The sequence below is a fragment of the Tardiphaga sp. P4_G1 genome, from assembly GCF_056401215.1.
The window spans coordinates 669652-694604 of sequence record NZ_JBFUJU010000002.1; the positions used below are offsets into that span (position 1 = coordinate 669652).

At 61.3% G+C, this 24953-nt stretch carries 23 protein-coding genes; 8 read left to right on the forward strand and 15 right to left on the reverse strand.

Features of this window, described 5'->3' with window-relative positions; all coding sequences use genetic code 11:
- Positions 1-29: 29 nt before the first annotated feature.
- The gene (locus tag AC1DUY_RS07270; RefSeq protein ID WP_092145964.1) at positions 30-1271 is read right to left on the reverse strand and encodes an MFS transporter; all 1242 of its coding nucleotides are present in this window, start codon (positions 1269-1271) and stop codon (positions 30-32) included.
- A 116-nt stretch (positions 1272-1387) separates the two neighbouring features.
- On the opposite strand from AC1DUY_RS07270, the gene AC1DUY_RS07275 reads away from it, so the two are divergent.
- Together AC1DUY_RS07275 and AC1DUY_RS07280 are read left to right on the forward strand one after the other, a co-directional pair.
- Complete coding sequence (locus AC1DUY_RS07275) at positions 1388-1912, forward strand: GNAT family N-acetyltransferase (protein WP_478113286.1); 525 nt, start codon at positions 1388-1390, stop codon at positions 1910-1912.
- A 144-nt stretch (positions 1913-2056) separates the two neighbouring features.
- Positions 2057-2500, forward strand: a complete 444-nt coding sequence (locus AC1DUY_RS07280; protein WP_478113288.1) for a DUF2147 domain-containing protein — start codon at positions 2057-2059, stop codon at positions 2498-2500.
- Positions 2501-2515: 15 nt separating this feature from the next.
- On the opposite strand, the gene AC1DUY_RS07285 is transcribed toward AC1DUY_RS07280, so the two are convergent.
- The 5 genes from AC1DUY_RS07285 to AC1DUY_RS07305 form a co-directional block, all read right to left on the reverse strand.
- On the reverse strand, positions 2516-3667 hold the full coding sequence (locus AC1DUY_RS07285; RefSeq protein WP_441230744.1) for a DUF3095 domain-containing protein: 1152 nt from the start codon (positions 3665-3667) through the stop codon (positions 2516-2518).
- Positions 3668-3758: 91 nt separating this feature from the next.
- Positions 3759-5063: a type III glutamate--ammonia ligase gene (gene glnT / locus AC1DUY_RS07290; RefSeq protein ID WP_478113291.1), complete on the reverse strand. Its 1305-nt coding sequence runs from the start codon at positions 5061-5063 to the stop codon at positions 3759-3761.
- Between the two features lie 39 nt (positions 5064-5102).
- Positions 5103-6434: an FMN-binding glutamate synthase family protein gene (locus tag AC1DUY_RS07295; RefSeq protein WP_089265768.1), complete on the reverse strand. Its 1332-nt coding sequence runs from the start codon at positions 6432-6434 to the stop codon at positions 5103-5105.
- On the reverse strand, positions 6434-7120 hold the full coding sequence (locus tag AC1DUY_RS07300; protein WP_089265767.1) for a GltB/FmdC/FwdC-like GXGXG domain-containing protein: 687 nt from the start codon (positions 7118-7120) through the stop codon (positions 6434-6436). The genes AC1DUY_RS07295 and AC1DUY_RS07300 overlap by 1 nt, the downstream gene beginning before the upstream one ends.
- Entirely contained in the window at positions 7120-8013 is an 894-nt protein-coding gene (locus AC1DUY_RS07305) for a class II glutamine amidotransferase (RefSeq protein WP_089265766.1), read from the reverse strand. Before AC1DUY_RS07305 ends, AC1DUY_RS07300 begins: the two co-directional genes overlap by 1 nt.
- A 140-nt stretch (positions 8014-8153) precedes the next feature.
- Between AC1DUY_RS07305 and AC1DUY_RS07310 the strand changes: the two genes are divergently transcribed.
- Entirely contained in the window at positions 8154-8810 is a 657-nt protein-coding gene (locus tag AC1DUY_RS07310) for a helix-turn-helix domain-containing protein (RefSeq protein WP_176454660.1), read from the forward strand.
- Between the two features lie 3 nt (positions 8811-8813).
- Here the strand turns inward: AC1DUY_RS07310 and AC1DUY_RS07315 are convergent, their stop codons facing one another.
- From AC1DUY_RS07315 to AC1DUY_RS07325, 3 genes are all read right to left on the reverse strand, one after another.
- Positions 8814-9776, reverse strand: coding sequence for a GlxA family transcriptional regulator (locus AC1DUY_RS07315; protein ID WP_478113294.1), 963 nt, complete (start codon positions 9774-9776; stop codon positions 8814-8816).
- A gap of 48 nt (positions 9777-9824) precedes the next feature.
- A complete protein-coding gene (locus tag AC1DUY_RS07320; RefSeq protein ID WP_478113296.1) occupies positions 9825-11081 on the reverse strand; it encodes an aminopeptidase in 1257 nt (418 codons plus the stop codon).
- A gap of 94 nt (positions 11082-11175) precedes the next feature.
- On the reverse strand, positions 11176-11412 hold the full coding sequence (locus AC1DUY_RS07325; protein ID WP_089265762.1) for a ribbon-helix-helix domain-containing protein: 237 nt from the start codon (positions 11410-11412) through the stop codon (positions 11176-11178).
- Positions 11413-11646: 234 nt separating this feature from the next.
- Between AC1DUY_RS07325 and AC1DUY_RS07330 the strand changes: the two genes are divergently transcribed.
- The 5 genes from AC1DUY_RS07330 (at position 11647) to AC1DUY_RS07350 (ending at position 19089) form a co-directional block, all read left to right on the forward strand.
- The gene (locus AC1DUY_RS07330) at positions 11647-13197 is read left to right on the forward strand and encodes a methyltransferase domain-containing protein (protein ID WP_478113298.1); all 1551 of its coding nucleotides are present in this window, start codon (positions 11647-11649) and stop codon (positions 13195-13197) included.
- Between the two features lie 412 nt (positions 13198-13609).
- Positions 13610-16087: a nitrite reductase large subunit NirB gene (gene nirB / locus AC1DUY_RS07335; protein ID WP_478113300.1), complete on the forward strand. Its 2478-nt coding sequence runs from the start codon at positions 13610-13612 to the stop codon at positions 16085-16087.
- Between the two features lie 2 nt (positions 16088-16089).
- Positions 16090-16434, forward strand: coding sequence for a nitrite reductase small subunit NirD (gene nirD, locus AC1DUY_RS07340; protein ID WP_478113302.1), 345 nt, complete (start codon positions 16090-16092; stop codon positions 16432-16434).
- A gap of 46 nt (positions 16435-16480) precedes the next feature.
- Positions 16481-17302, forward strand: coding sequence for a formate/nitrite transporter family protein (locus AC1DUY_RS07345; RefSeq protein ID WP_175367737.1), 822 nt, complete (start codon positions 16481-16483; stop codon positions 17300-17302).
- A gap of 68 nt (positions 17303-17370) precedes the next feature.
- Positions 17371-19089, forward strand: a complete 1719-nt coding sequence (locus tag AC1DUY_RS07350) for a bifunctional protein-serine/threonine kinase/phosphatase (protein ID WP_478113305.1) — start codon at positions 17371-17373, stop codon at positions 19087-19089.
- A 202-nt stretch (positions 19090-19291) separates the two neighbouring features.
- Here AC1DUY_RS07350 and AC1DUY_RS07355 read toward each other — a convergent pair whose 3' ends face one another.
- Genes AC1DUY_RS07355 through AC1DUY_RS07380 form a run of 6 tightly spaced genes read right to left on the reverse strand, consistent with a single transcriptional unit; the run spans position 19292 to position 24711 of the window.
- A complete protein-coding gene (locus AC1DUY_RS07355; RefSeq protein ID WP_478113307.1) occupies positions 19292-20203 on the reverse strand; it encodes a flagellin in 912 nt (303 codons plus the stop codon).
- A 14-nt stretch (positions 20204-20217) separates the two neighbouring features.
- Positions 20218-21987 carry a flagellar hook-associated protein FlgK gene (flgK, locus tag AC1DUY_RS07360; RefSeq protein WP_478113309.1) on the reverse strand — a complete coding sequence of 590 codons (1770 nt, stop codon included), beginning with the start codon at positions 21985-21987 and terminating at the stop codon, positions 20218-20220.
- A 27-nt stretch (positions 21988-22014) separates the two neighbouring features.
- Positions 22015-22473: a flagellar protein FlgN gene (locus tag AC1DUY_RS07365; RefSeq protein ID WP_441228354.1), complete on the reverse strand. Its 459-nt coding sequence runs from the start codon at positions 22471-22473 to the stop codon at positions 22015-22017.
- 4 nt (positions 22474-22477) lie between these two features.
- Positions 22478-22762, reverse strand: coding sequence for a hypothetical protein (locus tag AC1DUY_RS07370; protein WP_478113311.1), 285 nt, complete (start codon positions 22760-22762; stop codon positions 22478-22480).
- Positions 22759-24027: a flagellar hook protein FlgE gene (gene flgE, locus AC1DUY_RS07375; RefSeq protein WP_439065554.1), complete on the reverse strand. Its 1269-nt coding sequence runs from the start codon at positions 24025-24027 to the stop codon at positions 22759-22761. The genes AC1DUY_RS07370 and flgE overlap by 4 nt, the downstream gene beginning before the upstream one ends.
- Positions 24028-24048: 21 nt before the next feature.
- A complete protein-coding gene (locus tag AC1DUY_RS07380) occupies positions 24049-24711 on the reverse strand; it encodes a flagellar hook assembly protein FlgD (RefSeq protein ID WP_184512776.1) in 663 nt (220 codons plus the stop codon).
- Positions 24712-24953: the final 242 nt, after the last annotated feature.

The following is a 24953-nucleotide window of genomic DNA, read 5'->3' on the forward strand; positions in this document are numbered from 1 at the left end:
CATCTTTGCGATCCCCGATCGCTTCGCGATCAGGCCGCGCTCGGCATTGCGGCGGAGACGGCATCGCGCCGCACTGGCGGCTTCACATTCATCAGCATCTGGAAGCATCCGGCGATCATCCCGATCACGACGGCGAATTGCCAGGCGCGATCATAATTGCCGAGATGCGAGAAGATCATGCCACCGCCCCAGGCGCCGAGGAAAGATCCTGCCTGATGGCTGAGGAAGGCGATGCCGGTGAGTGTCGCCATGAAGCGCAACCCGAACAGCTGCGCGACGAGGCCGTTCACCAGCGGGACCACGCCGAGCCACAGCGATCCCAGCACGGCTGCGAAGACCATGGTCGTGGTCGGCGTCGCCGGAAAATAGAAATAAGTGGCGAGCGCCAACGAGCGAACGATGTAAATTCCGCCGAGCAAAATCTGCTTCGGATAACGGCCGCCAAGCCAGCCAAAGGCATAGGAGCCAAACACATTGAACAGACCGACTATTGCTAGCGCGGTGGCGCCAAGCGACGCGTCGAGGCCGCAGATCGCCAGATAATTCGGCAGATGCGTGGTGATGAATACGAGCTGCAGGCCGCAGACAAAGAACGACAACGCCAGCACGATATAACCGGAATGACCGAGTGCGGACTGCACCACTTCTCCCAAAGATTGCTGCAGCTCATCCGCCGGTGCGCGTTCGATCTTGTCGGACTGACCGGCAAACAGCGCAGCGGGGAGCATCACCGCTGCGAGGCCGAGAAAGCCGATCAGCGCCACTTGCCAGCCCGCCGTCGAGATCAGCGTCTGCGCCAGCGGCGACGCGATGACGAGACCGAGCGAACCGGCGGCCGACACAGCACCCATGGTGACGCTGCGCTTGGCAGCGGACACCGAGCGCGAGGCCACCGTCATGGTCATGCTCGATGCCGTGCAGGACAGCGCGAGGCCGACACACAGGCCGGCGCCCAGGGTGAAAACCAGCGGCGTGGTCGCGACCATCATAAAGACAAGGCCGGCCGCATAAATCAAAACGCCGGTGATCATCACGTGACGGGTGCCAAAACGATCGGCGATGGCGCCGATGAATGGCTGCGAGATGCCCCAGATCACATTCTGCAAAGCCGTGGCCAGCGAGAAATCGGCCGTGGTGATGGCGGTGTCGCGCAGAATCGAGGGTTGAAACAAGCCGAAGCTCTGGCGCATGCCCATGGCCAGGCTGAGCAGCGTCGCCGCGCCGGCCAAAATCGCCCAGCGCTGGTATTTGGAGAGCTCCGCCTCAGTCATTCCAACGTTTCCTTGACCCCTAGAATATTATTCTCAGATAAGCACTGGATTCGACAGGTTTACTACCCTCGGACCGACCTATAAGGGCTGCACAAAGCGCAGAGGTGGCGACCGAAATGAGCATCGAAATCGAGATTGTGACCGGCGATGCCTCATGGCCGAGCGTCAAACCGCTGTTCGACCTGGTTTGGCCGCGCGAGGCGGTCGAGAAACTGCCCTGGGGACACGTGGTCTTCGCCTATCCCGAATTGCGGGTCATCGTGGAGGACGACGGACAGCCGGTCTGCCATGTCGGCCTGTATCGGCGCGAAGGCATATGGAAGGATCGCAAGACGCGGATTGGCGGCATCGGCGGCATGGTGACACACCCGGACTATCGCCGGCGTGGTCTGGCCAGCGTGGCCCTGACCGCAGCATTGCATACGCTAAAAGACGAACGCGCCACCGATTTTGCGCTGCTGTTCTGCGAACCGCACAATGTGGATTTTTACACGCGCCGCAACTGGAAGCCGTTCATCGGCGAGGTTTATGCCGAACAGCACGACGAACGCGTGCGTTTCGATATCATGACGCCACTAGTCTCCTACCTGAAACGTGCGCCCCATGAAGGCGAAATGGACCTCTGCGGATTGCCATGGTGACCTGTGCCGATCGGCTTGAGTGAACTGCGTCAAATTGAATCGATCATGATCATTTGAGTCGCTGAGTAGTCTCAAACGCATCGCCGCGGCATTGCACAAATCCCATTTCTTGTTATGCAGACCGCCTGATCCGAGGAGACGCGTATGGCCGCCAGATTCATCGTTATGATCGCATTGCTGGGTGCAGTGGTTGCAGGTTCTGCTGCCCAAGCCCAATCGGGCGGCGAAGCGACGGGCGTCTGGCAGACCCAGGCCGGCGATGCGCAAGTGCGGGTCAGCAAATGCGGCACCATCCTGTGCGGCACCATCGTCTCGCTGCGTGACAAGATCGATCCGCAGACCGGCAAGCCGCCGATCGACGACAAGAATCCCGATCCCGCGCTGGCTAAACGTTCGATGATCGGTGTTCACCTGTTCTACGATATGCGCCCTACCGGAGCGAACACGTGGTCGGGCCGGATCTATAATGCCGATGACGGGAAGATCTATACCAGCAACGTGGCGCTGGTCGGCCCTAACACGCTGAAGGTCGAAGGCTGTGTCGGCGCATTCTGCGGTGGCGAGAACTGGACCCGCGTCGGCCGGTAACTCAGTTCGCTTCTCTCAGACTGACATGGCCTTCAACGCGGTGGCCGCCGAGGCATAACCGCCGCGCGCGCCGTCGATGAAATGAACGTGATCGCTGCGGATGGCTGACGGCGTGAAACACGTCATCATCGCCGCATCCTGCCGATGCAGGCCATAGCGCACCGTTCCTTCCGAGCCCGCCGCAACAAGACGCTGCTCCAGCGCGCGTTCGAGATCCGGCGTGCAATCCAGAATCATGCGCAGGCTGTCATCATATTTGCGGAAATCCGAGTTCTCGACCAACTGCTGCACATAGGTCTTCGGCACGAAGCCGCCGACGCTAATGCCAAAACGCATCAACACAAAAACGAACAGCGTTCGCGTCGTCACCCAGATACGAAAGCGCGAAAGCGATTTCGCGCCGCGGCCAGCTCGGATTTCGTAGCCGAGACCCGCGGGCGGCCACGTCATCGCGGGACCGCCTGCGGGTACGGGACGGCCCGCATTTGGACTGCGTTCGACCAGCGCGATAATGTCTTCGATGACGCGGCGAAATGCGGATGGCTCGGCGCCCGCTGCGGCCGTCACCAGCACCGACAGGATCAAACCGTGCGCCGATGGAATTTCCTCGAAACGACATGAGAGCCCGGAGAGATCGGGATAGGTCCCGACAGGTGCCGGCGTCACCGCGAATTCGCCGCGCTTCATCGCGGCCTCTGCCCAGCCCAATCCGCCACCGGAAAACATCGCATAGGACACATTCTTCGATGGACCGAAGCGCGCCACGCGCACGTCCGGCCCCTGCGCACGGATGTCCTTGATCGGGACCAGGGCCACCCGCATCACGAGATCGAGATCGTGCTTCACCCAGGTCGCCGTCGCCGCCAAAGCCCCGCGGGCGCGATCGAGATCGTCCGGTGAGACTGCGAAGCTCGCGCCATCGCCGCCGAACACGAACGGGAATTCGCGGCCGTCCAGCGCATTGGTCACGGCCGCGATGACGGCAGCGCCGGCCATGTTGACGGCCTTGTAGCGCTGTTCGGCGATGGCCTTGGTGGATTCCACGATATCGGCGACGCCGATGATCCAGTCATCCGGCAGCGGCATGTACAAAGCCGGGTCCATCACCCGGTCGAAACCGTAAAATATTGAAATGCCGTCGTAAAACGCGCTGACGCCGGTCGTCATGGTGCGAAATGATCCTGCGACAACGTTGCGTCAACCCAATGACGCTCCTGAGGCAGAACTCATAGCACGCAATTTCGACGAACGTGCGGTATCAGCAATCCAAAGTCGTCTGCCGCTCCCATTCGGTGAGCTGACGGCAGTGCTCATTCCAGTCGCTGTGTTTGAGCTTGAGATACGATCCGACCACGACCTCGCCGAGTTGATCCTTCAACACCGCGGACGCTTCGAGCGCGCGCAATGCATCGAGCAGGTTCAGCGGCAGCTGCTTTGCCTTCGGCGCCTTCGCGCCTTCCGTATACATATTGATGTCGAGGCGCGGGCCGGGATCGCGGCTGTTGGCCATGCCGTCGAGGCCGGCGGCCAACAGCGCCGCAGGCAGCAGATACGGATTGACCGCGCCGTCGGGCAGACGGAATTCAAAACGACCAGCATCGGGAATGCGGATCATATGCGTCCGGTTGTTGCCGCCGTAGGTCACCGTATTCGGCGACCACGTCGCGCCGGAGAGCGTGCGCGGCGCATTGATGCGCTTGTAGGAATTCACCGTGGGATTGGTGATAGCGCAAACCGCTTCGGCCGAATGAACGAGGCCGCCGATGAAGTGATAGGCCGTCTTCGAGAGACCCAACTCGCCGCTCTCGTCCTCGAACACGTTCGAGCCGTCCTTGGTCGACCATAGTGACGCATGGACGTGGCAGCCGTTGCCAGTGAGATTGGCAAACGGCTTCGGCATGAAGGTCGCCTTGTAGCCGTGCTTTTCGGCAATCGACTTGACCATAAACTTAAAGAACGCGTGGCGATCGGCGGTCTTCAGCGCGGTGTCGAACTCCCAGTTCATCTCGAACTGGCCGTTGGCGTCTTCATGATCGTTCTGATAGGGCTTCCAGCCGAGCGCAATCATCGCATCACAGATTTCGGCGACGATCTCGTAGCGCCGCATCAGCGCCTGCTGGTCGTAGCATGGTTTGCTCTGCTGATCTGCCGGATCGGAAATCGCGGTGCCATCTGGTGAGATCAGAAAATACTCGCATTCGACGCCGGTCTTGAGTTCGACGCCTTGCCCCGCCGCCTTAGCAATGAGGCCTTTCAGCACCTGACGCGGATTCTGCGCCACGGGCTTGCCGCCCATATAAAGATCCCCGGTGACCCAGGCGACGCCGGGCTTCCATGGCAGCAGCGTCAGCGTATCCATGTCCGGCATCACGAGGACATCGGGGTCGGCTGGAGTCATGTCGAACCATGCCGCGAAACCGGCAAAGCCCGCTCCGGACTTGGCGACGCCGTCCATCGCGGTCGCCGGCACCAGCTTGGCGCGCATGCCGCCGAACAGATCGACGAAGGCGATGAGGAAATATTTGAGATCGTGTTGCTTGGCTAGTTCGGTCCAGGTCGTCATTGACACGCGCTCCGAAGATCATCCAGCCATAATGGCTCGTTAGATATTGCTGCCGGGAATCCAGTTCGTTCCCGCGAGAGGGACCCTCGCCATGGCCGCCGACTCCATTGTCAGCGCCACCAGATCTTCCGGTTCGAGATTGTGGACGTGGCTCTTGCCGCAAGCGCGTGCGATGGTCTGCGCTTCCAGCGTCATCACAGAGAGATAGTTTGCGAGCTTGCGGCCGGCGATCACGGGATCGAGCCGCGCGGCCAGCAAAGGATCCTGCGTGGTGATGCCAGCGGGATCGCGGCCTTCATGCCAGTCATCATAGGCGCCGGCGGTGGTGCCGAGCTTCTGGTACTCGGCTTCCAGCGCCGGATCATTATCGCCGAGCGCGATCAGCGCGGCCGTGCCGATCGCCACCGCATCCGCGCCAAGCGCAAGACACTTGGCCACATCAGCGCCATTACGGATGCCGCCGGAGACGATGAGCTGCACCTTGCGATGCATGCCGAGATCCTGCAGCGCCTTCACCGCAGGCGGGATCGCGCACATCGTCGGCAGGCCGACATTCTCGATGAACACATCCTGCGTCGCAGCCGTCCCGCCCTGCATGCCGTCGAGCACGATGGCATCGGCGCCGGATTTCACCGCGAGCGCGATATCGTAATACGGGCGTGAGGCACCGACCTTCACGTAAATGGGGATATTCCAGTCGGTGATCTCGCGCAGTTCCTGGATCTTGATTTCGAGATCGTCGGGCCCGGTCCAGTCCGGATGCCGGCACGCCGAGCGCTGGTCGATGCCGACGGGCAGACGGCGCATGCCGGCGACGCGCTCGGTAATCTTCTGGCCGAGCAACATGCCGCCGCCACCGGGCTTGGCGCCCTGCCCGACCACGACTTCAATTGCATCGGCCTTACGCAGGTCGTCCGGATTCATGCCGTAACGCGACGGCAGCACCTGATAGACGAGCAGATCGGAATGACCACGCTCTTCCGGCGTCATGCCGCCGTCGCCTGTGGTGGTGGATGTGCCGACCGCCGATGCGCCGCGACCGAGCGCTTCCTTGGCGGGACCGGACAGCGCACCGAAGCTCATGCCAGCGATGGTGATTGGAATCTTCAGATGAATCGGCTTCTTGGCGAAACGCGCGCCGATGACGACATCGGTGGCGCATTTCTCCCGGTAACCTTCGAGGGGATAGCGGCTGATCGAGGCGCCAAGAAACAGCAGATCGTCGAAATGCGGCAGCTTGCGCTTGGCGCCGGCGCCGCGGATGTCATAGATGCCGGTCGCGGCCGCACGGCGAATTTCCGCAATGGCTGCATCATCGAAGGTCGCGGACTTGCGCGGCGGCGTATGGATCCAGCGGTCTTGCGCGCTCATCAGTATGATCCGACGTTATCGATGTGGAAGTGATAGAGCTTACGCGCCGAGCCGTAGCGCTTGAACTCGTCGGGGCTGACGCCTTCGACGCCGGCTTCATCGAGCAGCCGCCTCAACTCGGTCTTGTGTTCGTCCTTGAGCGGCTTCTCGATGCAATCCGCACCAAGGCTGGCGACGGAGCCGCGCACGAAGAGCTGCGCCTCATAGATGGAATCGCCGAGTGCCTCGCCGGCATCGCCGAGCACCACGAGCTTGCCGGCCTGCGCCATGAAGGCGGAGAGATGGCCGACCGAGCCCTTCACGACGATATCGATGCCCTTCATGGAGATGCCGCAACGCGCGGACGCATTGCCGTCGATCACCAGCAGGCCACCATTGCCGCTGGCGCCAGCAGCCTGCGAGGCATCGCCCGTGACATGGACGCGGCCCGACATCATGTTTTCGGCGACACCCTGCCCGGCATTGCCGCGCACGGTGACGCGCGCCTGCTTGTTCATACCGGCGCAGTAATAGCCGACGTGTCCGTCGATCTCGATCTCGACCGGAAAATCGAGACCGACCGCGATATTGTGCTGGCCGCGCGGATTGCTGACGGTCCAGTGCGTCGCGTTGGTGTTATCAGTCAGCGCATGCAGCGCGCTGTTGAGTTCGCGCAGCGGCGAGGACGCAAGATCAACCGAAGGCATCAGTGCCGCTCCCACAAATAAACTTTGGCGGGTTCGGGCTCCCAGACCTTGGCGACGTCGATTCCCGGCAGATCGACCAGCGCACGATATTCGGTGCCGAAGGCGACCCAGCGATCGGTCTCGGCCATCACGGCTGGCTTGCAGGCAATGGGATCGCGCAGCACACCGAATCCGGACTCGGTGCCGATCACGAATGTGTAGAAACCATCCAGCGCGGAGAGTGACGAGGTCATTGCATCCTGCAGCGATGCGCCTGCCGCCATCTGCGAGCTGATATAGCCGGCGGCCACTTCGGAATCGTTTTCGGTGCGGAACGTCATGCCCTGGCGGATCAACTCGCGGCGAACGTCATTGTGGTTCGACAACGAACCGTTATGCACGAGGCACTGGTCCGTGCCCGTGGTGAAGGGGTGCGCGCCATTGGTGGTCACTGCGGACTCAGTCGCCATGCGGGTGTGGCCGACGGCATGGGTGCCGGCCATCGCGTTCAGACCGAAGCGCTTGGCCACGTCAGCGGGCAGACCGACTTCCTTGAACACAGCCATGCGCTTGCCGCGCGCAACCATGTCGACGTCTTTCATGCCGAGGAGCACAGATGCGACAGCAGCCTCGCGATCGGTGGGAACGCTGATGACGGCGTGGGTATCGTGCACCTGATACGAAATCGGTGCGCCGGCGATTTTACCAAGCGATGCCATCAGTTCAGCAAAATCGAACGACGGCGCAGCGCGCAGCGTCAGCTTGATCTGTCCGGCATCGCCGTCGCCATAAACAGCAAAGCCTGCAGAGTCAGGGCCGCGATCGCTCAGCGCTTCCAGCATGCCGGAGAGCAACCCGCCTAATTCGGGGGCCAGCTTTTGATCTTTCAGAAACAGACCGGCAATGCCGCACATGGCTCGCGTCTCGCTCGTTGAATGCGCGTGGACCTTGCCCGAAACAAAACCGCCATGTCAACCACAGAGAAAATAGTTTTCCTGACAAGAAATATTGCTATTGTCGGGAAATCAACGCTGCAGGAAACGCCATCGTGAAAGTGAAACCGAAGAAAACGAAATCATCGCCCGCCCGCTCAAAGCTGGAGGAGCTGCGCACCGGTTCGAACGCGCCGCTGGAAGTCGGTGGCTCCCTGGAATCCAAGATCGGCAATGAAGTGCGGCAGCTCCGCAAGGAGCTGGAGCTGACAGTGGCCGAGCTCAGCACATCGGCGGGCATCTCGACCGGCATGTTGTCGAAGATCGAGACCGGCAGCATCTCCGCATCGCTGGGGACGTTGAATGCACTCTCGAAAGCGCTCAACGTGCCGATCTCCAGATTCTTTCGCGAGACCGAGGAAGAGCGCGATTGCTCTTTCGTGAAGGCCGGCACAGGCGTCAAGATCGAACGCCGCGGCACCAAGTCCGGTCATCACTATCAACTGCTCGGCCAGTCGATCCACGGCGAGCTCGGCGTCGAGCCCTATCTGATCACGCTGAACGAGGATGCCGAGGCCTATAGTAACTTCCGTCACGCCGGTGTCGAGATGATCTACATGCTGACAGGCAAGGTGCGCTATCGCCATGCCGACCAGACCTATCTGATGGAGCCCGGCGACACGCTGTTCTTCGACGCCGCCGCGCGGCACGGGCCTGAGGAACTCGTGAAAGCACCGATGACGTATCTGTCTGTGATTATTTATCCGCGGCGGAGCTAGGCCTCACTTCGCTTTGCTCTTCCCCGGCATCCGGTCCTGCGACGGTGGCACGTCGAAGGCCCGCCGATACATCCGTGCGAAATGGCTGGCGCTGGCGAAGCCGCATTCGGCCGAGACCTCGACCACCGGCATGCTGGTCTGCTGCAACAGCGCGCGGGCCTTGGCGAGACGCAGGGTCAGGTAATGCTGCTCGATGGTTACGCCGAGATGCGCGGTGAACAGCCGCTCGAGCTGGCGCACGGACACACCGGCCGCCTTCGCCAGCTCGTCGCGCGGCGCAGGGCTGGCCAGACGCCGTTCCATCACGGTGATCGCCGAGAGCACGGCGCGATTGCTGGTGCCGAGGCGCTCGCGCAATGAAATGCGCTGGCTGTCGTCGCCGAGACGCACGGCGGTTTGCAGAAACCAGTCACTGACTTTCGCTGCCAGTGCCTGGCCGTGATCGCGGCGGATGATGGCATGCATCATGTCGAGCGCGGCGACACCACCGGCGCAGGTGAGCCGGTTGCTATCGATCTCGAACAGCGTACGCGTCGGCTCGATCTCGGGAAAGGCCTCGATGAATGCATCGAGATGCTCCCAATGGATCGTGCAGCGAACGCCATCGAGTATGCCGGCCTTGGCCAGAATGAACGGCCCACCGGAGACGCCGCCGATGGCGCAGCCCGAGCGCGCGAGGCGACGTAGCCACGCCAGCGTCTTGGCATCATCGAAACCAGCGGGATTGCCGCCGGCACAAACCAGCACCGTGTCGTAACGCACGCTGTCGGCAATGGTGTGATCGGACGCCACCGACAATCCGTTCGACGCCAGGATCGCGTCGGCGCCGGTCGAGATCTGCAGCCACTGATACAGTTTCTTGCCGGCCAGCACATTGGCGGCGCGCAGCGGTTCGATCGCCGAGGCGAAGGACATCAGCGCGAAGCCGTCGATCAGGAGAAAGCCGACGCGGTGGGGCTGGGCCATAGATTTGAAGACTCAGTTTCCGCGCCCGTTCAGATCATAGCTGCAGCGTTACGCCCACTCGCCCTTGCGGAACACCGGCACGCGACGGCCGTCGGTGTCGACGCCGTCGATGTCAATCTCGCCGGAGCCGATCATCCAGTCGATATGGATGAAGCTCTTGTTGCCGCCCTGCGCCGCGATCTGCTCGGGCGTGAGATCGCCGCCATTGACGAAGCACTTCGAATAGCACTGGCCGAGCGCAATGTGGCAGGCGGCATTCTCGTCGAACAGCGTGTTGTAGAACAAGAGGCCACTCGCCGAGATCGGCGACGAATGCGGCACCAGCGCCACTTCGCCGAGCCGACGCGAGCCTTCGTCGGTGTCGAGCACCTTGTTGAGCACTTCCTCGCCGCGTGAGGCCTTCGCCTCGACGATCTTGCCGTCCTCGAAGCGCACCGCGATGTTGTCGATCAGTGTGCCCTGATAGGATAGCGGCTTGGTTGATCGGACATGGCCGTTGACACGCGCGGCATGCGGCGTCGTGAAGACTTCCTCGGTCGGGATATTGGCGTTGCAGATGATGCCGTTCTTGGCGGTCGACGCGCCGCCTTCCCATTCATGGCCGTCGGCAAGACCCACCACGAGATCGGTGCCCGGCCCGGTGAAATGCAGCGCGCGGAAGCGCTGCGCGTTCAGCCATTCGGTGCGGCTGCGCAACGCAGCATTGTGCTTGGCCCAGGCGGCAATGGGATCGGCATTGTCGACGCGCGACGCCGCGAAGATCGCATCCGCAAGCTTCTGTACGGCAACGTCGTCCTCATCGCCGGGAAACACCTGCTTGGCCCAGGACAGCGTGGGATAAGCGATGATATTCCAGTTGATGTCGAAGCCGGCGATCTTCTGCAGCGCCGGCTGATAGGCGATGGAATTCGCCTTGCTGGCGCGCGACACCTTGGCGGGGTCTTCGTTGGACAGCAGCATCGGATTGTCGCCGACGATGGCGAGGCGCGCCGTGTTGTTGCCGAGCGCTTTTGCCATTCCCTCATAGAGCCAGCCGGCGGCGCGATCGAACGACACATCGTGACCGTAGCGATAGCGCGCCAACGTCATCTCTTCATCGGAGAAAAACGGCGTCACCAGGCCTGCGCCGGCCTTGTAGGCATGTTCAGCGATTTTGCGCACCAGCGGCAGCGCCGCGGCGGGGCCGGTCAGCAGCAGATCCTGCCCCGGCGCAAGTTGCAGCCCAACTTTCACGGCGACTTCGGCCAGACGGTCGAGCTTCACGGGATCGATGGGGGTGGACAAATTGCGCTGGTGAACGGTCATGCAGAGGCCCTGACTGATGTGGAAGTGGCTGGACCGAATGTAGGCGCAGATGCGCCTTGCCGCCAGCCGGTCCGCCGCAGGGCTTACCGGACGCCTACGACAGCCCGGACTGCGGGACGAGGGCCTGGTAATGGGCCAGCGCGTAAAGCCTGATCGCCGAGGACAGGTTGTTCTGCTGTCGGTTCTTGTCGATCTCGCCGACGAGCTGCGACATCGTGATCCGGCGCATGCCGGCGATCTCCTTCAGCGCCGTCCAGAACGCCTCTTCGAGGCTGACGCTTGTCTTGTGTCCGGCGACAACGATTGATCGCTTTACGACGGGTGATTTCACCGCGCCTCCTCCATTTCATTTCCGCCCAGTGGTCGTTTTTCTTTCAGGACAGCTTATACGGATTGGAACCCGCGGCAACAGATCAGATGATGCGACCTTAGACGACTACGCATCGCGCAACCTGATATCAGAAACACAACCTCTGCGGCACAATCGCTACCTTGTTTTCGCGGCGCGCATTGAGCAGAAGCAGCATAGTGCACAACTTCGGATTCGACTTTCCTGACTGACTCGATGGATTCCACTACGCTCGCACTTCCGGACGCCCAGCACGCCGCCGATCAGATCGATCGCTGGATGAAGGAGCACGCCGTCTTCGCGCTGCTGATGGAGCAATCCGACAACGCATGTTCTGTGCTGCGGCAGTTTGCAACGATCAACCGCAACCATGGCCAGCATGACGTCGCTATCGACGCGCTTTTTGCTGCACTTGCACTGATGCCGACGGACGTCACCGCCTGGCGTGAGCTCGCGACGGACTATCAATTGAGCGGTCGCGACGAACTGGCGGAAGCAAGTGCGTTGCGCGCGCTCGCCATCGATCCGGACCACGCGACGACATGGCTGCAATATGCGAGCCTCGCCTACCGGCTGCAGCGTATCGATGATGCTGAAGCGGCCTATCTGCGCGCTCTGTCCGGCGATGCCTCGCTTGGCGACGCTCATCTCGGCCTGGGCGTGCTGTATCTCGGCTCCCACCGTCCCGAGCAGGCGATCGTGCATCTGCAACGTGCACTATCCTGGGGCGGCATCGACGCGGTCACGCATCTTTGCCTCGGACAGGCCTTCTACATGGCCGGCCGGTTTGGCGAGAGCGCCGATGCCTTGACGATCGCAAACGGATTTGTGCCGCTGGAAGGCGTGACGCTGCGTCTCTACGCCCGCGCGCGTACCTTTGCTTCGATGCTGGACGGCGACATTCAGGGCGCAATCACCCGCTACCCGGCACTTGCCGGACAAGAGACCGAGCCATTGGATGAGGTCTTGCGCACCGCATTCGCGCTGTTCAGCGCCTATGGCATGCATGAAGCCGCTGCCACGGTCGGACATCTGCGACTGGAAGGCCAGCCGGACGATCCCGTGCAGCGCTACTTGCTGGATGCCGTCGGTGGACAGACACATGATCGCGCACCGGCAGCCTATGTGGAGGCGCATTTCAACGAATTCGCCGAGGGCTTCGACAGCAAGCTTGTGGACATTCTTGGCTACAAGGTGCCGCAGCAACTCGCCGATATGATTGCGTCCTGCCGACCGACACTTGCGACCATTCTGGATCTCGGCTGCGGAACGGGGTTGGCTGCAGAGCCACTCGGGCGGTTCGGCGCGCGACTGACCGGCATCGACCTGTCGGAGAAGATGCTCGCCATCGCAACACGGCGGAACGCCTATCACGACCTTATCAAGGCCGATGTCGTGAGCTATCTCGCGGACAGCCCGCGCAGCTTCGATCTCGTCTTCGCTGCCGATCTTCTGATCTATCTCGGCCGGCTGGACGAACTCATCGGCCTGATTGCGTGCGCGCTCCCTGCGGGCGGCTTCTTCGCAGCAAGCATCGAGGGCGCGGGTCACGGCGACTTCACGCTGCTCTCGTCAGGCAGGTTCGCCCATAGCGAGACATATTTCGAAACCTGCGCCGCGAAGGACTTCGAAATCGTATGCAAGGAGAATTCCGAGCTGCGCCTCGAAGCAGGGCGCCCTGCCCTCGGCACGCTTTACGTGCTGCGTCGCCGTGCCCGGCCGAGCGCCGAGAACGGCCAGCTCACTACCGCAACAAACCACCAATAAATTGACGAGATCTTCGCCAAGCGCGCGTCCGCCTTCGAACCTGTTGTCTGCACAGATCGGGAGCCATCTCGAACCTGAAGCGCATCGCACAAGATTTAATCACCTGCCTAGAAAATCAGTAACGCCGCTCATTTTAGCGGCACGATTGATCTGCGACAGCCGAGCTCATTTAGAAATATTCGAAAAATCAGAATGTTAGACGACAGATACGTTGGCACGCCATTTGCTAATAATATCTACGTCAATGATGACCGCCGTCCGCCGGATGCTGAAACCGCTGCTGGTTTCAAGCGCAGGGACACAGCTCGCTTCCTGATTGTCAGGTGCGAAGCGGTCATCGTGACTCCATCCCTACCGGGCTTGGTGAGCGAGTTCCTGTTTCCGATCGGCAGCGGTCCAAACAGGTTTGCACATGCTCGATCAACCGAACGCAAAGAAGCAGAAGCTCGTCATCCTCGGCAACGGCATGGCCGCCGGCCGCGTCATGGACGAGCTGTTCGCACGCGCACCAGACCGCTACGACGTAGTGGTGTTCGGCGCGGAGCCGCGTGTTAATTACGACCGCATCATGCTGTCGCCGGTGCTCTCCGGCGAGAAGGCATATGACGACATTCTGATCCACACCGATGAGTGGTACGCAACCAACAAGGTTGATCTCAGGCGTGGCGAACTCGTCATCGCGATCGATCGCGTTGCGAAAACCGTCACTACACAGTCCGGCGCGGTCGAAGCTTATGACACGCTGATTATCGCAACCGGCTCGAAGCCGATTCTCATTCCGGTACCCGGCGCGGAGCTGCCCGGCGTCGTCACCTATCGCGATCTCGACGACGTCAACTTGATGCTCGATGCAGCCGGCAAGGGCTGCCACGCTGTCGTCATCGGCGGCGGCTTGCTCGGCCTCGAGGCCGCAGCCGGCCTGGCCATGCGCGGCATGACAACAACCGTTGTCCATCTAATGCCAACACTGATGGAGCGCCAACTCGATCCCAATGCCGCTTATCTGTTGCAAAAGGCGATCGAGGCGCGCGGCATCGAGGTGCTGACCGGAGCCAACACAGCAGCCATCCTCGGTGACACATGTGTCGAGTCAGTCCGGCTCGACGATGGTCGGACCCTACCGGCCGATCTCGTCGTGATGGCGGTCGGCATCCGCCCGAACACCGCACTCGCCAAGCTAGCCGACCTCAACGTCAAGCGCGGCATCGTCGTGGACGATCATCTGCGGACCAGCGACGACAACATCTATGCGGTCGGCGAATGCGTCGAGCATCGCGGCCAGTGCTACGGCCTTGTCGCGCCCCTGTATGACATGGCGAAGACCCTCGCGGCGACCCTCGCCGGCGAAACCGTGGACGGCTATATCGGCTCGACCACCTCGACCAAGCTGAAAGTCACCGGCGTAGATCTGTTCTCGGCCGGCGATTTCGCCGAAGGCGACGTCAAGGATGAGATCGTGCTACGCGATCCTGCCCGCGGCATCTACAAGCGTGTCGTCTTGCGCGACGACCGCATCATCGGCGCGGTGCTCTATGGCGATACGGCCGACGGCTCGTGGTATTTCGACCTCCTCAAAAAGAACGTCGATATCGGCGCCATGCGCAACGCGCTGATCCTCGGCCAGGCCTATCAGGGCGGCGTTGCCCTCGATCCGGTCGCTGCTGTCGCAGCGCTGTCCGACGATGCCGAAATCTGCGGCTGCAACGGCGTGTGCAAGGGCGCGATCACGCAGGCGATCACCGCCCACGGCCTCACCACCCTCGACGATGTGCGCGCCCGCACCAAGGCATCGGCCTCCTGCGGCCAATGCACGGCGAAGGTGGAATCGCTGCTCACGGCCACGCTCGGCGACAATTACTCCGCCGCCGGCCGCAAGCCGATGTGCAAATGCACCGACCTCACCCATAGCGAAGTCCGTGGCTTCATTCTCTCGAAGGAGTTGAAGTCCGTTCCCGCCGTGATGCAGGAACTGGCGTGGAAAACCTCTTGCGGCTGTCCGTCCTGCCGCCCGGCGCTGAACTATTATCTACTCTGCGCGTGGCCGGGCGAATATGCCGATGATGCGCAGTCGCGCTACATCAACGAGCGCGTCCACGCCAACATCCAGAAAGACGGCACCTTCTCCGTCGTACCGCGCATGTGGGGCGGCCTGACCACTCCTGACGAATTGCGCGCCATCGCCGACGTCGCCGACCGCTTCAAGATTCCGACGGTGAAAGTCACCGGCGGCCAACGCATCGATCTGCTGGGCGTGCGCAAGGAAGACCTGCCCGCGGTGTGGGCGCAGCTCAATAGTGCGGGCCTCGTCTCCGGCGCAGCCTATGCCAAGGGCCTGCGCACGGTGAAGACCTGCGTCGGCTCCGAATGGTGCCGCTTCGGCACGCAGGATTCGACCGGTCTCGGCGTCAAGCTCGAACGTTTCATGTGCGGCTCATGGGCGCCTGCGAAGGTAAAGCTCGGCGTATCCGGCTGCCCGCGCAACTGCGCGGAATCCACGGTGAAGGACATCGGCGTGATCTGCGTCGAATCCGGCTACGACATCCACATCGCCGGTGCGGCGGGCCTGCACGTCCGACAGACCGATCTGCTTGGCCATGTCGATACGGAGGACGAGGCGATCGAATACATCGCTGCCTTCATGCAGATGTACCGCGAGGAAGCGGGCTATCTCGAACGCGTCTGGAAGTGGGTCGAAAATGCCGGCCTCGACAAGGTACGCGCGGCGATCATGGATGATGCCGACAACCGTCGCGCGCTGCTGGCGCGCTTCGAGAAATCACAGCGCGCGGTCCGCAGGGATCCCTGGGCCGAACGCGCCGCCGGCCGCGAACAGCATGAATTTACGCCGCTCGCAACACTCAACTCGATTATAGCCGTCCCGGCAGAATGAACATGACAATGGTTCCATCCAACGACTTCTGGTTCGACGTCGGCCCGCTGCGCGCGATCCCGCAACGCGGCGCGCGCACGGTCAAGACTCCGCGGCGCGAGATCGCGGTATTCCGCACCGCCAGCGACGAGGTGTTTGCGCTGGAAAATCGCTGCCCGCACAAGGGCGGTCCACTCAGCGAAGGCATCGTACACGGCCGCAAGGTCGCTTGCCCGCTGCACAACTGGATTATCAATCTCGATGATGGCGAAGCCTGGGGTGCTGACAAGGGCTGCGCGCGCAGCTTCCCGGTCAAGCTCGAGAATGGCCGCATCTATCTGAATATGAGCGTCGCCGCCGCCCCATAGGTGCACGCCCATCAACCAACCCCGCTCCAAGGAAAGTTTCCAAGTAATGGCCTATCTCGTCCCTTCAGAATTCGTGACAAAGATGGTGGATGCCGGCGAATCCAAGATCTTCATGTCCACACGCGACACCATCATCCGCGCCTTCATGGCCGGCGCTATCCTGGCACTCGCCGCGGTGTTCGCCGTCACCGTCACGGTGCAAACAGGCTATCCGATCATCGGCGCGATCCTCTTCCCGGTCGGCTTCTGTATGCTCTATCTGCTCGGCTTCGACCTGCTCACCGGCGTCTTCGTGCTGACGCCCCTGGCATTGCTTGATAAGCGCCCCGGCGTCACTGTAGGCGGCGTACTGCGCAATTGGGGGCTCGTCTTCATCGGCAATTTCATGGGCGCGATCATCGTCGCTATCATGATGTCTATCGTGTTTACCTTCGGCTTCTCGACGCCGCCGGACAAGGTGGGTCAGGTGATCGGCCATATCGGCGAAGGCCGCACGCTCGGCTATGCGCAGTATGGCGCAGCCGGCATGCTAACGCTGTTCATTCGCGGCATGCTCTGCAACTGGATGGTCTCAACCGGCGTGGTCGGCGCGATGATCTCAACGACCGTCAGCGGCAAAGTCATCGCGATGTGGATGCCGGTCATGGTCTTCTTCGCGATGACGTTCGAGCACTCGATCGTCAACATGTTCCTGTTCCCTGCCGGCCTGATGCTCGGCGGCAAGTTCACGATCATGGATTACATCATCTGGAACGAGATTCCGACCGTGCTCGGCAACCTCATTGGCGGCCTTACCTTCACCGGTCTGACGCTGTATGCAACACACATCAAGACAGCTCCGAAGCGCGTTGCTAGTCTCGCCCGCTAGGCCGCCCCGCAATCCTCGCAACACGACGCCCGGGCTTCTCCAGCTGGGGCATTTTATTAGCGTGACCCATGCCGCGTGAATTGACGATTTCGATCGGCCAGCATTCGGACAGGGGCCGCAAAGACACCAATCAGGATTTCCACGGCGCCCTGATTCCGACCGAGCCGCTGTTGAGCCTCAAAGGCATTGCCGTCGTCATCGCCGACGGCATCAGCAGCAGCGCGGTCAGCGGCGAAGCCAGCGAATCTGCGGTCAAGTCGTTTCTCACCGACTATTACTGCACCTCTGAATCCTGGTCGGTGAAGACATCGGCACAACGCGTCATCGCTGCGACCAATTCATGGCTGCAATCTCAGACGCAGCGCGGCCGCTACCATTACGACAAGGATCGCGGTTATGTCTGCACGCTGAGTGCAATGGTGATACGCGCACGCGCAGCGCACATCTTTCATGTCGGCGATTCCCGCATCTATCGCGTATCGGACCGCGCACTCGAGCAACTTACCACCGACCATCGCGTCGTGATCTCATCCGAGCAGAGCTACCTCGCTCGCGCGCTTGGGATAAATCCGCAAATCGAGATCGACTATCAGGTGCTGCAGATCGACGACGGCGATGTCTTCATCCTCGCCACCGACGGCGTCTATGATTTCGTCAGCGCGCGCTTCATCACTTCGGCGATCGCCGATCACGCCGACGATCTCGACGCTGCCGCGAGGCTGATCGTCGACGAGGCCCATGCACAGAACAGCCCGGACAACCTCACCGTACAGATCGTGCGGATAGATGCGGTGCCGGATGGTGAGGCCAGCGACATTCTGATGCCGCAATTGCCGCTGCCACCACTGCTCGAAGCTCGCGCGGTGTTCGACGGCTACAGGATCGTGCGCGAACTGCATGGCAGCAGCCGTAGCCACATCTATCTCGCGATCGATCTGGAGAGCGGCGAACAGGTTGTCATCAAGATTCCGTCGATCGATCTGCGCGACGACCCGGTCTATCTCAAGCGGTTCATGATCGAGGAATGGGTGGCGCGGCGCATCGACAGTCCGCATGTGCTGAAGCCGTGCCGACAGTCGCGCAAGCGCAACTACCTCTACATCGTCGCCGAATTCATCGAAGGCCAGACGCTGAAGCAGTGGATGCTCGACAATCCGAAGCCGGATTTGGAGACCGTGCGCGGCATCACCGAGCAGATAGCACGCGGCTTGCAGGCGTTCCATCGGATGGAGATGATCCATCAGGACATTCGGCCAGACAATATCATGATCGACAAGACGGGCACGGTGAAGATCATCGATTTTGGCTCGACCCGTGTCAACGGCGTCGCCGAAGCTGATTCACCCGGCAAGCACAGCGACATTCTCGGCACGCCGCAATACACCGCACCCGAGCTGTTTCTCGGCAAGCGCGCCACGTCGAGTTCCGACCTCTATGCGCTTGGAATTCTGACCTATCAGATGCTGTCCGGGACACTGCCTTACGGAGCGGAGGTCGCGAAGGCGACGACGGCCGCACAGCACCGCAAGCTGCGCTATCGATCTCTACTCAACGATGCCAGCGATATCCCGGAATGGATCGACGGCGTGTTGCGCAAGGCCGTGCACGCCGACCCGGCGAAGCGCTACGACGAACTCTCCGAATATGTTTACGACCTGCGCAATCCGAAGGCGGAGTTTCTCAGCCCTCCGACCGCGCCGCTACTTGAGCGCAATCCGAACATGGTCTGGAAGGGCCTATCGTTGCTGCTCGCCATAGCTGTCGTGGTATTGCTGGCGAGGCGCTAATGGCGTAGCTAGCCAGGCCCGCACCTCTCTTGGAAGACTCACATTTTTTCCCCACGAAAACACTTGGAACACCAGCTCCGCGATATCCAGTCGGATAGTCACCACACTTCATCTCGGCCCAATACTCATGACTCGATGAGCATGTTCCGGATTGCATAACGCACAAGGCTCGCTGTCGAAGTCGCACGCGCTCGCGTCCAAATCATCGCAGATAGCTCGCCAGGTTCAGGCTCTGAACCTTGGCAATCGCGGCGTAGGATGCCGTAAGCTGTGCCTGATAAGTCGATAGTTTGGCGGTGACCGCTGCAACGTCGACACTGGTGAGATCGCTACCGAGCGTCTGGGCATAGGATTGATACTCGGTCTGATAGGCGCTGGCCCGCTCGATCGAGGCAGATGCATTGGATATTCGCGTCTGCACCACGCCAAGCTTGTCGATGGAATCGACCGCCAGGTCGAGCGCCTCATTGAGCGTGTCGGTCGAGAGCGGTGAATTGCTGGCCGCCAGATTCATCGCCCGCATGATCTGCTCGAACGCCGTATTGTCCGCGGTGACACCGTAGGACACCGTCTGGCTATCGGAAACACGCACCGTCGCGAGCTGGCTGTTCCCCTGATAGTAGCTGGTGTCGGTGGTCGATGGAGACGATGCAGCGGCATAGACCGAGCTTGAGAGATTCACCGGCGCGTTCTTGGTGGAAGAACCGCCGAACAGGTAGCCGCCATTGTATTGCGTGTTGAGTAGTGACGCCATCTGCTCCAGCATGTTCTTGGCGCTCTCCGTGACGCTGGCCGCATCCGCGCTCGAAGCGCTCGATGCACCCGTCAGCAGAGTGCGGAACTGTGTCACCAGATCAGACACCGAATTGACGGCCGAGTACATCACCTGGATCTTGCTGTTGGTCTGCGTGGCGGCATCGATATAGGACTGCGCCCGGGTCACCGAGACCTGAAGATTGAGCACCTGCTGCGCCGATGACCCCAACCCGCCAAAATCCGACGAGATCAGCCCCGAAGCCTCCTGGATCTGCTGATTGGCCATGGTGCTTTGCGTGCGCAAAGCGGATGCGATCATCTGGTCGTTAATCGCAAAGGTGGCAACGCGCATCTGCATCAAATCGGTTCCCGTCAGCTCGCGCTCTGCACGGCGGTCAGCAGCGATGAGAACATCTCGTTGATGACCTGCATGAGCTGGGACGCGGCCGTATACTGATTCTGCAATGTGCTGATCTTCGCGGTTTCTTCGTCGAGATTGACGCCCGACTGCGACGCCAGCGCATTGGTAAATGACGATTGTGCCGTCGACTTGGATGTATAGGTCGTGGCCGCGAGCGTCGCCTTCGACGCGACATTGGCGATGACCGTGGCCGCGTAATCCGCAAACGAACCAGTCGATGACCCGAGCCCACCAGACGCGCCAAAGGTACGGGAATCCGTGAGTGCCGCGTAGATCGCATCGACCACGTCGGTCGCGCCGGCGGTGAGCACCTTGGTGCCCGTCATCAGCGTTGCCGATGCATCGAGAGTCGAGACGGCGAACAAACCTGAATTGGCCAGGATGTCGCTGCGCACGGCGATGTTGGATGCCCCGGTTCCGGTAACGAGGTCATTGAGGCCGAGATAGTCGGACAGGCCGATTCCGCTGCTGCCGACGGCGCTTGTCATCTCATTGATGGCGACCCCGTTGCTGCTGCTGGAGCTGGCAATCACTACCTTCCCGCTGCCATTGATCGATGCGCTCAGGCCGGAAATGCCATTGATGGCCGAGACCAGGTCGCCCACCGTCGCATAAGTCGACAGATCGAGATCGGCATAGGACACCAGACTTCCCGACTGGTCGGCAACGGCAATGCGGACCGTGCCGGTCGCATCCAGCGCAGTCGCCGCCGTGACCGTCGTGGTGCCGGTCAGCGTCGTTGGCGGCGGCAACGACGTGCCCTGGTTGCTCGCGGCATTCAGGCTGTCTGCCAACGTATTGGCAAGCTGGTCGAGCTGCGACTGCGCTGCGGGCAAGACGCTATCGCGCAGGCTGAACAGCGAGCCGATTTCACCAGATGTGATCTGCGCACTGACATCGACGCCGTTGACCGAAATGCCGCTGAGCCCGCTGGACGAACCGGCCGAGTAGCTGGCATTGGCCGTAACGGATGATGCCGCCGTGAAGCTGAGCAGATGCGCGCTGCTGTCCACGAGCGCCTGGCCTGACGCAGTATAAACCTGCATGTCCCCCGTCGATGAGATGAAATAGCTGACATTCATCTTCGACGCGACGGTCTGCAGCGCGACATTGCGCTGATCCTCGAGATCACCCGTCGATTGCCCCGCAGCCGCTGCCTGCTTGATCTGGGCATTTAGACCGGCGATGGCCTGCAGGCTGGCATTGACTTGATCGACATCGGAGGAAATCGCAGCATCGGCAGTGCCGCGCAGTTGCTGAATTCCAGACGACGTCTCGCGCAGTTGCGACGCGAGGTCGTCAAGCGCACTCACGACATTGGCTTGCAGCGAGGCACTGCTGGTGGTGCCGGCGAGCGACGAGATGGCGGATTCGAGCGATGCCAGCGTGTTCGCGATCGAAGTTCCGGTGTCTTCTGTACTGGTCGTGCTGCCATACAGTGCCTGCAGCCGGTTGAGATAGTCGTTGTTGGTGTTGGCTGCGCCGACTTCCGAGGTTGCGGAGATCAGGGACTTGAACAGCAATTTGTCGACGCTGCTGGTGATCCCGGTGATCGACACGCCGGTCCCGGCGCCGCCACTGGTGGTCGCGACCTGATTGGCGGTCTTGACCGTGTAGCCGGTGGTGTCAGCATTCGAAATATTCGACGAGGCGACGCTGATCTGGACCTGACTGGCCATCAGGCTACTGACGGCGATGCTGCGGGCTATCTCCAGCGACACGATGGCGACCTCATATTATGGCTTGGTTTAGATTCGCACGTTGCGTGCGTAGGATGCCGACTGCGCACTGATGCGACCATTGGCGCCGTAGGGCGCGCTGTCGGATATCTGCTCCCGAATCGCGGCCATCACGGCGTCGATGCGGCGCTGGCTGGCCTCGATCGCGGCGCGCAGGCGGGTAACATTCTCGTCCATCGCGACGCTGAGCTGTTCGAGCCGGGTGAGTACCCGCCCCTGCAACTGGCGATCGGAAGTGCCAAGCAACATGTTCTTGCGACCTACTTCCTTGACCCAGGCCTCGAACAGCTCCGAAAGCTCCAACTTGATCGCCGTGTGCTGCGACTGCGAGGCCGGCAGCCCCATCGCCAGAGCGATATTCTCTTCGGCGACGACGTCGATCAGGCGTTCGATCAGCTCGACCAGATCCTCGAGGCGGGATCCGTCATCGGCGCTCGCGGGCTGCAGCGGCGGGCTTCGGGTCATCATATGGTCACTCCGTGATCGATGGATGGGGCGCGGCTGCCGTGACGTGCCGCCCGAGCGAGGCTATCCGGGAATATGCCGTCGCCGCTTTGCTACGCGCGCCGGCGATGTTGAGTTTCTGCGCCAACGCATCACGGCGCTGCTGCAAAGTGGTACGCAGCGTCCTGAGATCGCCTTGCAGCGCCAGGATCATGCGCCGATCGCCACGATCGATCCGCTGCGCGGCGGCCAGCAACCGGTCAAGTCGCCGCATTAGCGCGTCATCGTCTGCCTCGGCCACCATCGCGGTCATCTCATGCTCGAGATCAGGGTATCGAACATCTTGTTGACGGCGGTGATCACCTGCGACGCGGCCGAATAGGCCTGCTGCGCGGAGATCATGCTGCTGAACTGCTCGTTGGTATCGGTGGTGCTGGATTCCAGCTCACTGCCAAAAATGGTGCCGGCGCCGTTGGTGCCGGATTCCTGCAACGCAGCCGTTCCCGATTCTGCCGTTGCCGAATACAGCCCGTTGCTCTGGGCTTCCAACTGATCGGCAGCGGCAAATGTCGCCACCGGGATCTTGTAGATCGCAATGGTCTGACCGTTCGAGTAGGTGGCATTGACGATGCCGTTTTCGCCAACCGAGATGTTGCTCAGTTTACCGAATGCGAGACCGTCGGACTCGATGCGGGTGATGTTCACAGCAGGAGTAGATAGGCCGGAGGCATATTGCGTCAGCCCATCGGTGCCGCCTACGGTGCCGAGGTTGAGCGTAATGTTGCTGTCCGCCGCCCCTGTGGTCCAACCAGTGATCGCCAGCGTTGCCGGACTGGGATTGGTGCTGGCCAGCGAACCGTCGGTATTGAAAGAAACCGACACGGTGCTGGTCGGGGTTGCCGCGGTTGTCGTCGTCGAATCCGACGACAATGTCGGCTGGCCGAAGCTCGCACTCCAGGTATTGTCCGCGGTCTTTGCCCAGGTGACTTGGATCGAGCTCGACGTTCCCAGCGAATCGTAGACCGACATCGACGTGGTGAACGTATCGCCGACCGCGGCGTCCGCCGGCAAATTGGCCGAGAAGGTGGTGGTCGCCGTCGCGCTGCCGCTGGTCTGCGCCACACTCGTATCGATTGTCGTGAGATTTCCGCTGCTGGCGCTGCCAATCACATTGCCGGCCGCATCGGTGCGCCAACCCAGAAGATAGGCACCGTTATTGACGAGATAGCCGTCGGAATCCGTCGTAAACCCGCCGTTGCGCGTGTAGAGCGTCGAGCCGCCGGTCAGCGACGTCGTTACCGGAAAGAAGCCGTTGCCCTGGATCGCGATATTGGTAGAGGTCGATGTTGTCGTCAGCAGGCCCTGCGTCGTGATATTGGACTTCGAGAGCGTCGTCACGCCGCCGGACGAATAGGCCGATGCGCTGGACGAACCCGTCACCAGCGACTCGAACGATGCCGAGTTTGTCTTGTAGCCGACCGTCGATGAGTTTGCGATATTGTCGGAAATCATCGCCAGAGCCGAGCTCTGGGCGTTAAGAGCGGAGATGGCTGAGGACAGCGCGCCGGATAGACTCATAATCAGTACTCCAAAGTAAACTCAGGAAGTGACGCCGATGACGTTGCTGGTGCTCACGGACGTGCTCCCGATATTGAGCATCGGAGTGCCAGACGAGTTGTCGATCGAGGTCACCTTTCCGGTGACGGTCGTGTAGCCGTAGACAGACTGACCAGTGCTATCGGTGGCCGAGACGTTGAGCGTGTACTGGCCGCCGTCGGTCAGCTGGGTGCCGTCCGTCGCCGTGCCGTCCCAGGTGAAGCTGTTGGTGCCCGAGGTCGTGGTTCCACTGCCGGTCCACACTGTGTTGCCGGATGAATCCTTGACGCTCAGCGTGACATCGGAGGCGGCGGACTCGAGCGAATAGCCAAACGAGATCTGGCCATCTTTCAACGTGCCGGTGTCGGTTTTGGCGGTAACGGTCTGCCCGATATAGTTCGACGAGTTCAGCGTGAGCAGGCTGTTGAGCGACGACACCAGCGTGCTCATATTGCTGTTCAACGTCTGCTGCTGATCGAAATTGGCGTAGGATGTGAGCTGGTTGATGAAGTCGGTCGAATTGGTTGGGTCGAGCGGATTCTGGTTCTGCAACTCGGTCACCAGCAGGTTCAGAAATTGCTGCGACGTAATGGCGGAGGTCACCGACGAAGACGACGCCGTCGAGGCCGTCGTGGTCGTGGTTGACATCGTTGCAGCTACAGTCATGGGGCGCTCCGGCGATATCCGCGCGCGCAGCGCTGCGGAATTGCGTCAGTGAGAAGAGTGCTCGTGAAGTCCGTTCCTTATTGAAACGGGTGGTCTCGGCCGTTCAGGCAAAGATTCTTTGCAGGCTGCTCCGGCCCGCGAGCCATCACGCCCCGTTACAAGAAAGCGCTGTGCCGCGGGGGTTTTCTGAAATTTTTTGGCGCGAGCTATTGGCGCTCAGGCGCGGCAAAAATTGCCCGCTG

Bases quoted from the DNA above. Each gene is read 5' to 3' on its own strand.
- AC1DUY_RS07270 (WP_092145964.1), bottom strand. From the start codon at position 1,271: ATGACTGAGGCGGAGCTCTCCAAATACCAGCGCTGGGCGATTTTGGCC.
- AC1DUY_RS07275 (WP_478113286.1), top strand. From the start codon at position 1,388: ATGAGCATCGAAATCGAGATTGTGACCGGCGATGCCTCATGGCCGAGC.
- AC1DUY_RS07280 (WP_478113288.1), top strand. From the start codon at position 2,057: ATGGCCGCCAGATTCATCGTTATGATCGCATTGCTGGGTGCAGTGGTT.
- AC1DUY_RS07285 (WP_441230744.1), bottom strand. From the start codon at position 3,667: ATGACGACCGGCGTCAGCGCGTTTTACGACGGCATTTCAATATTTTAC.
- glnT (WP_478113291.1), bottom strand. From the start codon at position 5,063: ATGACGACCTGGACCGAACTAGCCAAGCAACACGATCTCAAATATTTC.
- AC1DUY_RS07295 (WP_089265768.1), bottom strand. From the start codon at position 6,434: ATGAGCGCGCAAGACCGCTGGATCCATACGCCGCCGCGCAAGTCCGCG.
- AC1DUY_RS07300 (WP_089265767.1), bottom strand. From the start codon at position 7,120: ATGCCTTCGGTTGATCTTGCGTCCTCGCCGCTGCGCGAACTCAACAGC.
- AC1DUY_RS07305 (WP_089265766.1), bottom strand. From the start codon at position 8,013: ATGTGCGGCATTGCCGGTCTGTTTCTGAAAGATCAAAAGCTGGCCCCC.
- AC1DUY_RS07315 (WP_478113294.1), bottom strand. From the start codon at position 9,776: ATGGCCCAGCCCCACCGCGTCGGCTTTCTCCTGATCGACGGCTTCGCG.
- AC1DUY_RS07320 (WP_478113296.1), bottom strand. From the start codon at position 11,081: ATGACCGTTCACCAGCGCAATTTGTCCACCCCCATCGATCCCGTGAAG.
- AC1DUY_RS07330 (WP_478113298.1), top strand. From the start codon at position 11,647: ATGGATTCCACTACGCTCGCACTTCCGGACGCCCAGCACGCCGCCGAT.
- nirB (WP_478113300.1), top strand. From the start codon at position 13,610: ATGCTCGATCAACCGAACGCAAAGAAGCAGAAGCTCGTCATCCTCGGC.
- nirD (WP_478113302.1), top strand. From the start codon at position 16,090: ATGACAATGGTTCCATCCAACGACTTCTGGTTCGACGTCGGCCCGCTG.
- AC1DUY_RS07345 (WP_175367737.1), top strand. From the start codon at position 16,481: ATGGCCTATCTCGTCCCTTCAGAATTCGTGACAAAGATGGTGGATGCC.
- AC1DUY_RS07350 (WP_478113305.1), top strand. From the start codon at position 17,371: ATGCCGCGTGAATTGACGATTTCGATCGGCCAGCATTCGGACAGGGGC.
- AC1DUY_RS07355 (WP_478113307.1), bottom strand. From the start codon at position 20,203: ATGCAGATGCGCGTTGCCACCTTTGCGATTAACGACCAGATGATCGCA.
- AC1DUY_RS07365 (WP_441228354.1), bottom strand. From the start codon at position 22,473: ATGATGACCCGAAGCCCGCCGCTGCAGCCCGCGAGCGCCGATGACGGA.
- AC1DUY_RS07370 (WP_478113311.1), bottom strand. From the start codon at position 22,762: ATGACCGCGATGGTGGCCGAGGCAGACGATGACGCGCTAATGCGGCGA.
- flgE (WP_439065554.1), bottom strand. From the start codon at position 24,027: ATGAGTCTATCCGGCGCGCTGTCCTCAGCCATCTCCGCTCTTAACGCC.
- AC1DUY_RS07380 (WP_184512776.1), bottom strand. From the start codon at position 24,711: ATGACTGTAGCTGCAACGATGTCAACCACGACCACGACGGCCTCGACG.